General features: G+C 64.1%; 11 protein-coding genes. 8 read left to right on the top strand and 3 right to left on the bottom strand.

Annotation, left to right across the window (positions count from 1 at the left end):
* The coding region (locus tag ACFCU0_RS15700) for a phytase (protein WP_434974627.1) at positions 1-1,086 on the top strand (1,086 nt) is incomplete at its 5' end.
* Between the two features lie 163 nt (positions 1,087-1,249).
* Positions 1,250-2,224, top strand: a complete 975-nt coding sequence (locus ACFCU0_RS15705) for a DUF6503 family protein (protein ID WP_434974628.1) — start codon at positions 1,250-1,252, stop codon at positions 2,222-2,224.
* 92 nt (positions 2,225-2,316) lie between these two features.
* Here the strand turns inward: ACFCU0_RS15705 and ACFCU0_RS15710 are convergent, their stop codons facing one another.
* Positions 2,317-2,949 (bottom strand): NADPH-dependent F420 reductase, encoded by a 633-nt coding sequence (locus ACFCU0_RS15710; protein ID WP_434974629.1) that lies wholly within the window; start codon positions 2,947-2,949, stop codon positions 2,317-2,319.
* 42 nt (positions 2,950-2,991) lie between these two features.
* Complete coding sequence (locus tag ACFCU0_RS15715) at positions 2,992-3,732, bottom strand: type 1 glutamine amidotransferase domain-containing protein (protein ID WP_434974630.1); 741 nt, start codon at positions 3,730-3,732, stop codon at positions 2,992-2,994.
* Positions 3,733-3,927: 195 nt separating this feature from the next.
* Here ACFCU0_RS15715 and ACFCU0_RS15720 point away from each other — a divergent pair, with 195 nt between their 5' ends.
* The gene (locus ACFCU0_RS15720; protein WP_434974631.1) at positions 3,928-4,281 is read left to right on the top strand and encodes a winged helix-turn-helix transcriptional regulator; all 354 of its coding nucleotides are present in this window, start codon (positions 3,928-3,930) and stop codon (positions 4,279-4,281) included.
* 523 nt (positions 4,282-4,804) lie between these two features.
* Positions 4,805-5,296: a hypothetical protein gene (locus ACFCU0_RS15725; RefSeq protein WP_434974632.1), complete on the top strand. Its 492-nt coding sequence runs from the start codon at positions 4,805-4,807 to the stop codon at positions 5,294-5,296.
* Between the two features lie 259 nt (positions 5,297-5,555).
* On the opposite strand, the gene ACFCU0_RS15730 is transcribed toward ACFCU0_RS15725, so the two are convergent.
* Complete coding sequence (locus ACFCU0_RS15730) at positions 5,556-7,190, bottom strand: sensor histidine kinase (RefSeq protein WP_434974633.1); 1,635 nt, start codon at positions 7,188-7,190, stop codon at positions 5,556-5,558.
* A gap of 641 nt (positions 7,191-7,831) precedes the next feature.
* Between ACFCU0_RS15730 and ACFCU0_RS15735 the strand changes: the two genes are divergently transcribed.
* From ACFCU0_RS15735 to ACFCU0_RS15750, 4 genes are all read left to right on the top strand, one after another.
* A complete protein-coding gene (locus ACFCU0_RS15735) occupies positions 7,832-9,598 on the top strand; it encodes a fasciclin domain-containing protein (RefSeq protein WP_434974634.1) in 1,767 nt (588 codons plus the stop codon).
* A gap of 285 nt (positions 9,599-9,883) precedes the next feature.
* Complete coding sequence (locus ACFCU0_RS15740) at positions 9,884-10,486, top strand: RNA polymerase sigma factor (protein ID WP_434974635.1); 603 nt, start codon at positions 9,884-9,886, stop codon at positions 10,484-10,486.
* A 43-nt stretch (positions 10,487-10,529) separates the two neighbouring features.
* A complete protein-coding gene (locus ACFCU0_RS15745; RefSeq protein WP_434974636.1) occupies positions 10,530-11,567 on the top strand; it encodes a FecR family protein in 1,038 nt (345 codons plus the stop codon).
* Between the two features lie 66 nt (positions 11,568-11,633).
* A partial coding sequence (locus ACFCU0_RS15750; protein WP_434974637.1) for a carboxypeptidase-like regulatory domain-containing protein occupies positions 11,634-14,185 on the top strand: 2,552 nt, incomplete at its 3' end.

Consider the following 14,185-nt stretch of genomic DNA (forward strand, 5'->3'; position numbering starts at 1 on the left):
AACCCGTCTCCCGAAGCGGATAAAGAGTCGGATCCGGCGACTGCGGGCGATGCGGTGACGGGCGAATCATCGTCTGACACCTCCGTCCCCCCAGTGACGGTGACCGAAGCGTACGAGACGCCGCGGACGCCGTCGGACAACATTGACTCCCCGGCGCTCTGGCATGGCGACAGCGGGGAGCACTGGATTCTGGCGACGGCCAAAGAGGGAGACGCTGTTGTGGTGTATGACGCGACATCCGGGGAGACCGTCCGCCGCGTGGGACGGGAAGGGACCGGTGCCGCCGAGTTCGACCGCCCGAACGGCATCGTCGTCCATGGCGACATGGCGTACGTGATCGAGCGAAACAACCACCGGATTCAGGCCCTCCGGCTGCCCTCGCTCGAGTCTGCCGGCTGGTTCGGGTCGGATGTCCTGCGGCGTCCGTACGGCGGCACCGTCGTGCCGGATTCCGGAAACACATTCTCCCTGTACGTCACCGACAACTACGAGACGGAGGACGAGCAAATTCCGGCTGATTCTCTCCTTGGTGAGCGCGTCAAGCAGTTCCGCGTCACGATGTCCCCCGATACGGTACAAGGATCGCTCGTCCGGTCCTTCGGAGACACGACCGGGGAGGGGGTCCTTCGAAAAGTCGAGACCATCTGGGCCGATCCGCAAAACGAACGCCTTCTGATCGCGGAAGAGGATGAGTTGGTCCACAAGATTTACACGCTGGACGGGACGTTCACCGGGGAGGTAGTGGGTCAGGGACAGTTTCAATACGAACCGGAGGGACTCGTGCTCTACGCCTGCGACGACGGAGGTGGGTACTGGGTCGCGACCGATCAAGACGAGGAGCAGAATCAGTTTCGTGTGTTCAATCGCACCTCGTTCGAGCCCGTGGGCAGCTTCGGTGGAAAGATTACGTCGAACACGGACGGCGTAGCGTTGTCCCAGCGATCGTTCGGGGCATTCGGCTCCGGTGCGTTCATAGCGGTTCACGATGACCAGAGCGTCTCCGCATTCCATTGGAGCGACATCGCCGGCGCGCTGAACCTCCGGGAAACCTGTACGATCGAGTCCAACATGGCGACGTCCGGATGATGCAAACCGTCATCTGCGCGGGCCTCCCGCTTTCGATCGTGCACGGCACCGGGACTCCCTCAGGCACTCTTCGCCCTTCGCCGCGTACACCTCCCGAATCGGTGCAGCAGAGCGCTGACCCGTCTACCCGCCCCGATGTTTGTACGAAACGTTGCGTACCATATTGAATCACCTACCGATAGACCTGCGACTTCTGGCCCTCCTGGTTCTTGGAATCGTGTTAGCCGGTTGTCCGTCCGCCGACAGTAGCGACCCGGGTGCGTCCGTCGATACAACGGCGTCCGACGAAGCATCGACATCCGAGGCGGCCCTCAAGGCCGGGATCTTAGGGGATGCAAACGAACGGGCCGATGCCGCGCGATCCCGCCTGGAGCAAAGCGCCGGCGGGCGTTTGCTGCTGGAGACCATCGCGGCGCACGGCGGACTGGTCGCGTGGTACGAGGCCCCGACGAGTTCTTACACCTGGGAGTATGCCAACCGCGACGTCGACCTTCAATTCAAGTCCTTTCTCGTCGCCAACAACCGTACCCGGACCGCCTACCACGACCTCCTCAGTATCGGGCCCTTCGGTGCGCCGGAGCCGATCGACGGCGCCTTTGCCTGGAACGGCAACGTCGCATGGATCACACCGGACTCGCTCGAGCAGCCCAATCCGCATTTCTGGGCCACCACGGGCTATTACTTCGAGCAGATCCCGTTCGTCCTCGCAGACCCGGGCGTCACGCTGGAGATTCTCCAGGATGAGACGCTTGATGGCCAGACCTACCAGATGCTTCGCGCCGGGTATGACGAGGGAACGGGTTACTCCGACGACGACACGTACACCCTGTACATCCACCCGCGCACCCGCCGGGTCGAGGCCATCCGGTACACGGTAACCTACGGTCAGGATCTGCCCGATGACGCAGACGTCTCCGAAACCCTTTTTTATTACGAGGACTACGTCACCGTGGACGGACTGACCGTGCCCCGTCACTTCCGGGGATACCGGTTCAAGGATGGAGAAAAAGGAGAGCGCCGCAGCGAAGCCTGGGCCGACAGCATTTCGTTTCGCCGCCCCTTCGAGGCATCGCAGCTTACCCCTCCCTCGGATGCGCGCGTCATGACGCCGCCGCCCATCGAGCGAGCAACGAAGTAGCTGCGGGCGAGAAGGAGACGGACCCCTCGCCGAAGACGGAGGCGGATGGGTTGGACGCGATCGTTCGCGAGAACCGTCAGGCGCGCGACGCGTCACGCGTCCGGCCGGTGAAGCAGCTTGAAGCCGATTTCGCGGCCATGTCCCTGCGTGAGGGCGAGGGAAATCCAGATGCGAGCAAGATGTTCGAGGGAGGCAAAAAAGGAAGGATCGCCGACGTCGTAACAGGCGCCAAACCCTGCATCGCTCGCCAGGGATGCTGTGATCGCCTTGGCATCATCGTGATCGCCGGCCATGAACATATCGAGGCGGTCGCCGCCGTAGTCGGGATTGGCCATGTTTTCTGCACCCGTCGTGTTGAAGGCCTTCACGACCCGGGCCCCATTCACGCGGGCCTGGAGCGCATCGGCGACGGTCTCGTAGGGGACCGGTCCGGCGCCAACAGCATTCGTTGCGTCGATCAAGACGGTGTCTGGGCCCGGTCTGGCGGATGCGATCTGGTCCGTGACCTCGATTCCCGCGTGAGCCGGAACAGCAACGAGGATCACCTCTGGATGAGATAGTGACTCAGGAATCGTCGTGACGGTGATCCCGATCGTCTGGGACAGGCGCTGAACTGCATCCCCCGATGGCTCACGCGCACCGATCGTAATGTCGTGTCCCGCGTGCGCCCACGCCGTCGCGAGCGTTCCCCCGACGGACCCGTGCCCGATAACAGTGATGTTCATGACGGTGAAGGGCGGAATATCTTGGTTTGACGATGATGTCGGCTAAATGCCGAGGGCTTCGATCACGAGGTGCGCGGTTTTCGTGCCGCTGTACTGCTGCTGACCCGTGATGAGGCGTCCGTCCCGGATGGCAAACGGCATGAACGGCCCGGCGGTGACGTAGTGAGCCCCGAGCGCGTTCGCCTCGTCCTCAACGCGGAACGGCATGACGGCCTGACCGACGTAGTCGTCCGTGAAGTCCTCCTCCGAGTTCGCGAAGCCGGTCATCGTTTTGCCCTTGATCAGGAGGGAGCCGTCGGGAAGGCGGACGTCAAGGAAGGCGCACACGCCGTGGCAGAGGGCGGCTGTGGGCTTTTCCGCCTCGTAAAACGCCGCGAGGAGGTCGTGTAGGCGCTCGGCCTCGCGGAACGTAAACATCGGGCCCTGTCCACCGCAGACGACGATCGCGTCGTAGTCGGCCTGGCGCAGATCCCGAAGGCTTGGGGTCTCATCGAGGAGCGCCATTCGTTCTTCTGTGTGAATGAAGCCCATCGAAATCATGTCGTCCCGGGCGTACCCACTCTCATGGCGTGGGTCGCTCATTGCATCGAACGTGACGCGGCCGCCATCCGGACTGGCGATGGTGACATCGTACCCGGCCTCGTGAAAGGCGAGGAAGGGATGCGTTAACTCGGACGCCCAGAAGCCGACGGGGCCGCCGATGGTGGTCGATTCCGCGGGGTTGGAAACCACCATCAGAACGTGCTTGGGGCTCGACGTTGTGGTGCTTCGGGAAGCGCTCATGACAGGCCGGCGCGAAAAAGAGAGACAGAACGAGACGATAAAACGGGCTTGTCTCTGCAGAACCGCAGAGCCGACGGTTGGCGATCCGTTCGGGATGAACCCGCGGCTTCATGTTCGCTTTAAAGATTCTGTCGGTCAAGTACCGACTAGAATGTTAGCGCCTTTCCGTTCGGTAAGAAATGGAGTGATTCCGTCATGGCCACCTTCACAATACAAGATCGTCACTTTTCCTGTCCGGTCGAACTGGCCGTTAGCGTCCTTGAGGGGAAGTGGAAAGTGCTTATTCTCTGGCATCTCCGGGGGGAGACGCTGCGCTACTCCGAGATCCGGGATGCCGTGGGCGACATTTCCGACAAGATGCTCGCACAGCAACTCCGGGGACTGGAGGCGGACGGGCTCATTGACCGCAGGGTCTACCCGGTTGTCCCGCCGAAGACCGAGTATCGGCTGACCGACGAGGGCCGCCGACTCGTTCCCGTGCTCACCGCGATGCAGCAATGGGGCCTCGCGTACAAGACAGAGCCTGCGACGAAAGACACGGGGTCGTGATCGGACGTCAATCGACGGCACGAATCGGTCAACACCCCGCGACGCGGATGCGGTCGATGGAATCGATCCGTCCGCGGGGCGAATGGTCAAAGGGTCGGTGGCAATCGACGTCGGAGGGGATTAGAATGCCTACCCGATACCGACGACAATTCCCCAGCCCGACAGGTCTGCATCGAGTCACCGATACGTCTTTTTACTCGTCGTCGATAGGGTGATCGACGAGAATCGGCCGGCGCGGTAGCTGCGTCTGGAACGGACGACCTCGAGAGGGGAGATCGGCCGGAGGTACCAGGAGAGCGGGGCGTCGATTATCCATCACCAGTGCGGGGAAACCACGAACCGGTCTTTCCCGCGACACGGTATGCAGACCGCCGACTTTCGTCGTTCACAGGCGCACCACGATTCGCTCACGCGCTCTCCATCGTATCGTAGCAGTTTGGTTGTGCCGGCGTAATCGCGAGACTACACACGTCCTGTATTGTGCGGATGTGTTCTCGCACTTCTTCCTTGTGCCATCTTCCTCATGTCGCACCAACCCGCCTCCGGCGCCCGGACGTCTCGCGCGTCCGTCTCGTCTTCGCCGCGACAAGAACGGCGGAGCCTCGCTTTTCCGATCGTCCTCGGTGTACTCGCCCTGATTCTGGTCTACTTCATCGGGTCGCCCGTCCAGGCGTCGTCGGTTGCATCCACTGCCGATGCCCGGCCGTCGGCCATGATGGTCGACCGGGTTGCTCAGACGGATCGATCGGTGTCACTGCCGCCTACGAACCCGGAATGGGCCGACGGGATCATCTCCGAGATTCGGGATCTCCTTCAGAGCCGCCGGCGAGACCGGCAAATGACCGCTCTTCAGACGATCGTGCAGCTCCGAACAGAATACGACGACAAGATCGATCTGCGTGTGCTGGCCGCCGACCTGAAGGCGTACCGGGACGCAACGGGGCACGCGCTCTCGGCCGGCGAACGAAAGCTGCTGGTTCGAGCTACCGCTGTGATCGATATCGACATGTCGTAGGCGACCGTCACCGCCCCGGCGCGTAGACTCGGCGGGATTCGGGGCCACGTTCCGGGCGCGCTTTTCTTCTCTCAAACCGGCTGAGAGCAAATCCGGGCAACACGGCGGCCTCGAAAGACAACGCGTCGAGGCGAACTCTCGCATACGGGCCGCAGGTTACATGCCTACGGCGCTCGCTGCGACGGCGGTGCCTTGTCGGGCAGGGCCGACGTAGCATACACGATCGGCCTACCTCCTCCCATCGACTTCGACAACGGTCCTACGAGGAGGGACGTGGAATCGTGCATTGAACGCATACGCCGCGGACGGCCCGGTTTGCCACATGGAGCGTGCCGTTCATCAACCGGGTGCGCTGACGCATAGACTCAATTCCAGCGCCCTGTGTGCGGTTCACGTCGTCCGTCAGGCCGCTACCGTTATCGAGAACGCTTACTGTGAGGTCGTCGTCGTGCCGTGTCACTCGCACGTGCAGGGTGTCTGCCTGTCCGTGCTTGATGGCGTTGTGGCTCGCTTCGGAAATGATCGCAAGGATGTGATGACGGACGTCGCGAACCGAAAGAGGATCCAGGACGTCGGCACCGGTCAACGAGCAGGTCACGTCATGTAAGGCCTCGAGCCGGCGAAGATGGCGTTCAATGTCTTGTCGCAGCAAGCCCTCATCTTCTGCCGTCGGGGATACGTCCTGCACGGCTGCACGGTCAGCTCCTCCGACCGTGTCGTGCACGTTCGCTTCTTCGCTTTCCCCATACGGGTGCCACGAGGTGACGCTACGGTTGGCTGTACCCGGACGGTGGTTTTGCATCGATCGGCTCACGTCCGGTACCTTCACGAGCCCCCGAGACAAGTCCGTCACGGTTCGGACCGCATCCCGTACGGTTTGGTGAATCTCCGTCAGCTTTCGGTTCAGGTCGCCCGCATTGGTATCCTGCAGCCGATCGCGCAGGGTCTCCAGACACATCGAGGCACCGGCCAGGGCGGAAGCAACGGAGTCGTGCAACTCACGACCGATCCTGGTCCGTTCCTGCTCCACTTGATAGTCGGCGTGCTGCCGAAGCATATCATGTACGACGTCGGGGTGGCGCAGAATGGTTTCGTTGTGGCGAAGATCATCCAGGGTCCGAACGCTGTTCCCCGCACCCGATGCGTCCGGTTCCTCCCGTTTTTGCACTCGCTTCTCCGGAGATGTCGATTCCGAGCGGTCCGTAGCGTGCGGCTCCCGGTTCCGGGAAGCGTGGGCAGACGGTCGAAATGCCGGCGACGACGGGATCGCCACAATCACCCGGGCGAATGTCCCGGGCGTGCCGAAGAGGAGCCACCGAAGCGGCTGTCTCCATTTCGCCTCAGCGGTGGATTCCGTCTCGAAGGTCGCGTAAGGCGTTCCCGTTTGAAGCTGCTCGACGGCGGACGCCACTGCGGACCCTGTGCCCCCACGGTCGATGACGGACGAAAGAGCCCGGCCGCGCCATGCTTCCGACTCGTTGTCGCCGTCTTCCGGTGCGTTATCCTTCTGCAATGTGCCGATCAGACGATCGAGCGCGGGGCTCACCTGAACAATGACACCGTCGGACGTGAGAACGCCAATAGCGAGGTCTTCCGCTTCGAGCAGCGTCTGAACTGACGCAGGGATGTTCAGCTCGTCGGCATCTCGATGCTTCTGGCCGTCCTTGGGCCTGCTCGACTCGCCACGCAAGCCCACACGTGTGGTGATCGATAGCAGGTGGCGCAGCGTCTCTTCGCGCCCGGCCAGCGGCGTGGCCATGGATGCATTGACGTCCTCCGCTTCGTGTGGTGTTTCCACCCGCTGTCGACGCGGGGGTCGCGATGCCGGGGATTCAGGTGTCGCGTTGGCATCGGGCCGGTTGCCTGAAGGCGGGGCGAGTCCGTCGTGATCCATGACGTGTGCGGAGGGTGCGACGTGAGAGCGATAGAATGCATCGGATGCTGCCGCGGCTGCGATCGCGCCGTGGAACCGGCGTCCGGCCTCTTTGAGCAGTTGTTAAAAACAGAACTCTCCCCGAAGACCGGCGCGTACGCGCCAATCCGGCTTCACGGACGGCGACAGCGGAAGCGGGCGCGTCAGTGGAGCGCTGGGTCGGAACCGAACGGTGATGGATGGGGGGACGTGTCATCGCTCGGCTGCCGGCATCGGCGCATGTACAGCGTACGAATCGTTGAGCGGAAAGGAATTGCCGCACTGTTACCTCGACACAAAGGCTGTGTAAGTGATCGAGGCCACCGTTTGACTCTCCCCGGGGCCGTGAGCCGTCGTGGGGTGGGTCGAGAGCCGCCTCGCTTTATCATTGCTGAACGGGCGACCCGGCCGTCCGCGCTGTCCGGGTTGTCCACCACGCCGACGTAGATTCGGAAGCAGTCTGGACACCGAGATCATTCGCCCACGGGCGGACTCACGGGTTCGTTTCATTTGGCGTGTCATTGTCGTAGGAGGGCGAGCGTGTCGCCGGGGTGCGAAATCAAGCGGGCCTTTTGTGCCTGCTCCACCTGTCGTACGCATTCCCAGACGAACCTCCTGCACCCATGCAACTCTTTCGCCAACGCTCTATCGAGCATCCCCTTGCTCGCCTTTTCCCCACGATCGTGACCGTCTTGTTTCTGGCCGCCGCCCTCGTCCTGGCGGGCTGCGACAACGACGATGATGATGGCGGAATGGGCACGATGCCGGATCCGACCATTACGGAGCTGGCCGGAAATGCCAGTAACCTGAGCACGCTTGCCGGCGCGCTCGGCCAGGCCGGTCTCGATGACGACCTGAACGGCGACGGTCCGTTCACCGTCTTCGCCCCGTCGAACACCGCTTTCCAGCAGATTGATGTGAACGACCTGACCTCCGACAGCGACCTGCTCGAAGAGGTCCTCACCTATCACGTCGTTCAGGGCGAGATCACCGCGAGCGACATCTCTGATGGACAGACCGTCGAAACCCTGGAAGGGGAGACGCTGCGCTTCTCCCTGAGCAACGGCGGCGTGCAGGTGAACGGCGCGAATGTGACGACGGCCGACCTGCAGGCCTCGAACGGCGTCGTGCACGTCATTGACGGCGTCCTGCTCGAAACCGTCACGACTACCGACCGCGCTGTACTAACGCCGGGTCTGTCGACCCTCGCCGATGCGGTGGGCGCAGCCGGTCTCGCTGATGACCTCAGCGGCGACGGCCCCTTCACCGTGTTCGCCCCGGTCAACGCGGCCTTTGACGAGATTGACGCCAGCGAGTTGACGGCGGACAGCGATCTCCTCAACAAGATCCTGACGTACCACGTGGTCGGCGGGAGCGCAATTGAAGCCGGCGACATCTCCGACGGTCAAACGGTCGAGACCCTCCAGGGCGGTGACCTGACGTTCAGCGTAGATGGTGGTACCGTTCGCGTGAACGGCATCGAAGTCACAACAGCCAACATCCAAACCTCGAACGGGGTCGTCCACCTCATCGACAGCGTGCTCCTCGAAGCAGCCACGACGACCGAGCGGGCCGTGCTTACACCGCAACTGTCAACGCTCACGGACGCCGTAATTGCCGCCGGGCTGGATGACGACCTGAACGGCGACGGACCGTTTACCGTCTTCGCCCCGGTCGACGCAGCCTTCGGCAACATCGACGCCGGCGAACTGACGGCCGACAGCGACCTGCTGAGCAAGGTGCTCACATACCACGTGGTTGCCGGGAGCGCGATCGAAGCCGGCGACATCTCCGACGGACAAACGGCCGAGTCGCTGCAGGGCGGTGACCTTAGCTTCAGCGTGGACGGTGGAACGGTGCGCGTCAACGGCATCCCCGTGACGACAGCCGATATCCAGACGTCGAACGGCGTCGTCCACCTGATCGACGGTGTGCTTCTCGAAGCCACGACGGTCACGGAGCGGGCCATCCTGACGCCTACCTTCAGCACGCTGGCCGACCTCGTGGTGCAGGCCGGACTGGACGATGATCTGAATGGCAGCGGTCCGTTCACGGTCCTCGCGCCGACGAACCAGGCGTTCCTCGACGCCCTCGATGCGAACGACAACGGCCAGATTGACGGCAATGAGGTCCCGTCGCAGTCGCAGCTCGAGAGCATCCTCACGTATCACGTCATCGCTGGTCAGGCGGTCGAATCGTCGGCCATCTCCGACGGTCAGTCCGTCGAGACGCTTGAAGGCAGCGACGTCACCTTCGGCGTCAGCGGCGGCACGATCACGGTGAACCCGAGCGCGGAAAACGCGACGGTTGCCGCGCCCGACGTGCAGGTGAGCAACGGCATTATCCACGGCATCGACACGGTGCTTACCCCGCCGAGCGGGAGCAACTAACACCGCGTGGATGATGTATGACTGACACCAGCAGGGGCCGGGCGCTGCCGAAAGGAGCCCGGTCCCTGTTCGGTTATGAACCTTCTTTGCAAGAACTACACATTTTCGTGTCACGGTCGTACAGGTCGGCCTGGGTCATGAGGTTGGATATCTGGTATGTTGATACTACGCCGGATACCCTACCCGCACCGCCTCGTCGGCGCTGTTTCGCCACGGGGGACGGGCTTCGTTGCCCGAGCGGTAGCCGGCCGACCGTTTCGTACCCTGTGACTCATGATCCCGCTCATGATTGGTGTCTCATCCCGTGCAGAGGAGGCCGAAGCAGACGCGTCGCCGCAGGATATCGCGCGACGTGTGGCCGACGGAGACACCGGCGCCTTCGAGGCGCTCTTCCGGCTGTTGTCGGAGCGTGTCTTCCGCTACGTGCGCGGCATGACGGGGGAAGAGTCGACGGCGCATGACATTACGCAGGACACCTTCGTCCGGCTGTGGTCGGCCCGGACGCGTCTCGCCGATGTTGAGAACATCGAGGCCTACGTTTTCCAGACGGCGCGGCGTCTTGTTTACAACCGAACGCGCGATGAACGCGTGCGCCGCGAGAACGAAGCATTGCTCCGGCCCGACGACCTGGATGCGCAACCCGCGGCCCCGGATGACGAGGTGGACTCCGGCCTCCTCCGCGACCTGCTGGACGGCTGGATTGACGATCTCCCCGAGCGTCAGCGCGAAGCCCTCACGCTGCGCAGGGTGGAAGGCATGAGCCACGATACCATCGCCGACGTGATGGGGATTTCGAAGAACACCGTGAACACACACATCATGCGAGCCATGGACACGCTCCGCGACCGGCTGCACGAGCACCGTCCCGACCTGATGCATCGATCATAGCATTCCTGTTTCTCCCTCCCGACCTGAGCACGTGCCCCGGCTCATGGATAAGAAATCGCTGCCCCCCGACTTACGAGATCTCGCCGACGACGAGGCGAAGAAGGAGGACTACCGAACGCTGTGGTCCCTCTTGAACCATCCCGCGCCGGAGGAACGAACATCGTCCTTCGATGTCGATGACGCATGGAGTGAGCTGTCGGACACGCTGGACCTCAATGCCACGTCACCGCACGCCGACCGGGCTCCGCGCCCGTCGAAGGCACGCTCGGCCAGCGAGTCATCCGGGATCCGGCGTGAGGTCTGGGCGTCGGCGGTGACGTCGGTGCTGGCTGTCGTGGTGGTCGGGGCGCTGTTTGCCTGGTGGGCCCGCCCCGTGACCATCTCGACGAAAGCCGGGGTGCAGGAGCAGGTGACGCTCCCCGACGGGTCCGTCGTCGCGTTAAACGGCGCATCGACCCTCACGTACGATCGCGGATTTGACCGCTTCCCGTTCATTGATGCCGCCACTCGCTCGGTGGAGTTGCGCGGAGAGGCGTACTTCCAGGTCGAACACGAGTCCATGCCGTTCCGGGTGAAGAGTGAAAACACCGTCGTACAGGTTCTCGGTACGGCGTTCACCGTCCGCGCTCTTCGCTCGGGCGGTACGCCAACCACGGATGTTGTTCTTGAAACCGGGCGCGTTCGCCTTCATGTCCGGCCGGGACAGGCTCCTTCGGGCTCCGCAACGAGCGTCTCGCCCGATCCGGCGCGCTCCGTCGTGCTCGACACCCCTGGAATGCGCAGCCGCGTCGTCGGTACCGGGTCGCCGGAGTCTCCGGGCGAGATCGACCTGAAGTACATGGCGGCGTGGCGAACCGGCGGCTTCGCCGCGCGAAACGCGTCGTTGAACCGCATCCTTGCCGACCTCGAACGGCAGTTCGGCACCCACCTGCGGCTGTCCGACGACGTGGATCGCACCGGTACGCTGACCCTGCACTACGCGCGCCCGGTGGAACTGGAAGACGTGCTGCGAGACATCTGCGTCATTCAGGGGTTGTCGTACCGCAAGACGCAGCAAGGATTCCTTCTCGAACCGTCATAATGCGGGGACGGACGAAGATCTGCGACCGTCCGATCGCACCCTTTGACTGCATACCCAAATCGAGATATGTGCCGACGGGACATCATCATGCGGCTGGCGGTTGTCGTTCTGGTCGGCCTGCTCGGACTTACGCCCGGCACAACCCGTGCTCAGGACGGGGAGACGGCCCTGTATACCGTTGCGATGCGGAGCGTATCGCTGGACGAGGCACTGGAGCGGTTTATCGAAAAAACGAAAGCCGATATCGCGTACTCCACCGATCTTGTGGACGGCCGGACGGTCTACTGCCGAATCCGGGACGCGGCACCGGAGGCGCTCCTTCGCTGCATCCTGGACGGGACCGGCGTGGACTATCTGCGCACCTCCGGTGGCACCTACCTGCTTGTCGAAGGTGTGCGGACGCCGAATGCACGCGGTCACGTCGTCGGCACGGTGGTTGACGCCGCGACGGGCGAGCCGTTGCCGCGGGCGAACGTGCTGCTGGCCGATGCCTCCGCAGGTACGTCGACCAATGACGCGGGCCGCTTCCGGTTTGCCTCGGTTCTCTCGGGGCCGCACCGCCTTCTGGTGACGTACATCGGGTACACGACGTCCGTCGATACGATCTGGGTGCCGACGGACCGTCAGAAGAGCATCACCGTGCGGATGGAGCCGAGCGTCCTGGACGGCGAGCCGTTGATCGTGGACGGCCTCCAGCAGCGCCTCCCGTCTGCTTCTCTCGGGCAGGGCGACGTCGCCCCGCGGGACGTCTTCGGCGTCGGAGCGGTGACCACGCCCGGCGTGCTGCGGAGCGCCAGCCGGCAGACGGGCGTGTCCGTCGGTAGGCCCCGCGCCGACCTGAACGTGCAGGGCGGGGGCGACGGCGAAAACGTCACGTTACTGGACGGGGCGCCCGTCCGCGAGCCGGTCAACCTGGGCGGATTGTTGTCGGCGTTCAGCCCGGACGCCCTCGGCCGGCTGTCCGTTCACAAGACCGGATTTTCCGTGGCCAAAGGAAGCTACACCGGCGGCGTGGTGGAGGCGACGCACGACCTCAGGCGACAGGAGCCGGGCGGCGGTGGCCCGTCGGCGGAAGTGCGAGTGGACCCGGTGAGCGTAAGCGGTCGCGGCGACGCGGTGTGGACGGCCGGGGAAAGCAACGGAGCGGCGCGGCGCGGACAGGCCATGGTGGCGGCGCGACGGAGCGTGTGGGAGGCGTACCGCGACCCGGCCCTGCATCGCTTGTTCGATGCATGGACCGAGCTTGACCCGACCCTTGCCGCCTGGTGGACGCCTGCCCCCGGCGGAGACGCGTCCAGCACAACAGCGCGAACGCTTCAGGCCCAGCTGCCCTCGTCCGACCTTCAGTTCTACGACATTCACGCGGCCGCCCGGCAGGAAGTATCGCCCTTCCGAACGGTTACCGTCTCCGGCTACCACGGAAGCGACCACATCGGCACCCGCATCGGCAGTCTGCTCGGGGACGGCAGCGGGACGCAGCAGCTGCTCACCTCGACCGGTCGCAACGACTGGGACAACGCCGTCGCCCAGGTGCGATACGACTGGGTGGCCGGCGCCCGAACGATGGGAAGCGTCCAGGTCTACGGCAGCCGGCACACGTCCGAGACGTTCTTCGGACTCCGGGATTCGACGCTGCAGGACGTCTCCGGCAGCGATCCGCGGGTGCAGCTCGAGGCGGCGCTGGACGCTGTGGGCGATGACCGGCTCCGTCCGGAGGCCGTCGATCACTCCGCCGAGCGCAATCAGCTCACGGAAATCGGCGCGCGGGGCCGCGTCGACGTCAGCATCTCCCCGCGGTATCACCTGGAAGCAGGGCTCGAGCCCCGACGCTTCGACGGCGCGTTCTACGTCCGCAATCGCTTTCTCGGTGCGCTCGGTCACGACGCTGATGCCTGGCAGGTAGGCAGCTACGTCAAGGGCTCGGCCTCCATCGGTTTGGGTCTGACCGCTACTGCCGGTAGCCGGCTCACCTACGTCGCCGCGCGTCGCAGCGTGTACGCCGAGCCCCGGGCCTCGGTGCGGTTTGACCGCTCCAGCACGACGTGGGGTGAGTTGGCGGTCCGGGTCGCCGGCGGCCTCTACCGGCAGTACGTCCTGCAGGCGGAGGTCAGCAACGCGGGCCCGAATGCGGTGGTGCCGTCGGTGCAATTCTGGTTGCCGCTCGACGGCACGATGTCGCCGCCCCGGGCTTACCACACGGCAGCCGATTTCCTGCTGCGCCCGCCGGGGCCGTGGACGTTCCGGATCGAGACGTATGCCAAGTGGCACCCACGAACGGTGAGCGTCGACTACGGAGGGCTCGTGCGTCCCGACCCGCTCGATGATGCGCGGACAGTGGCACAGCGCCAGGTTGGGCGGCAGAGCGATCTGTTCGCCGTCGGCGATGGGCGGGCGGTCGGCGCCGCCTTCCGCGTTCAGCGCGACGGCCCGCGTCTGAGCGGGGACGTCACGGCCGAGGTCAGCCGGGTGCACCGGCGGTACCCGGGACGGTTCGACAACCGGTCGGTCCCTGCCCCCTGGGAAACGCCCTTCCAGGTATCGTCAAACCTTGAACTGACGGTGCTCGACGGTGTATCCGCACTGGCGAGCTGGCAGGGGACGTGGAACCGCCCGTGGGC

Origin of the sequence: Longibacter sp. (genome assembly GCF_051155795.1) — a bacterium.
GTDB lineage: Bacteria > Bacteroidota > Rhodothermia > Rhodothermales > Salinibacteraceae > Longibacter.

Bases quoted from the DNA above. Each gene is read 5' to 3' on its own strand.
- ACFCU0_RS15710 (WP_434974629.1), bottom strand. From the start codon at position 2,949: ATGAACATCACTGTTATCGGGCACGGGTCCGTCGGGGGAACGCTCGCG.
- ACFCU0_RS15730 (WP_434974633.1), bottom strand. From the start codon at position 7,190: ATGGATCACGACGGACTCGCCCCGCCTTCAGGCAACCGGCCCGATGCC.
- ACFCU0_RS15735 (WP_434974634.1), top strand. From the start codon at position 7,832: ATGCAACTCTTTCGCCAACGCTCTATCGAGCATCCCCTTGCTCGCCTT.
- ACFCU0_RS15715 (WP_434974630.1), bottom strand. From the start codon at position 3,732: ATGAGCGCTTCCCGAAGCACCACAACGTCGAGCCCCAAGCACGTTCTG.
- ACFCU0_RS15725 (WP_434974632.1), top strand. From the start codon at position 4,805: ATGTCGCACCAACCCGCCTCCGGCGCCCGGACGTCTCGCGCGTCCGTC.
- ACFCU0_RS15745 (WP_434974636.1), top strand. From the start codon at position 10,530: ATGGATAAGAAATCGCTGCCCCCCGACTTACGAGATCTCGCCGACGAC.
- ACFCU0_RS15720 (WP_434974631.1), top strand. From the start codon at position 3,928: ATGGCCACCTTCACAATACAAGATCGTCACTTTTCCTGTCCGGTCGAA.
- ACFCU0_RS15740 (WP_434974635.1), top strand. From the start codon at position 9,884: ATGATTGGTGTCTCATCCCGTGCAGAGGAGGCCGAAGCAGACGCGTCG.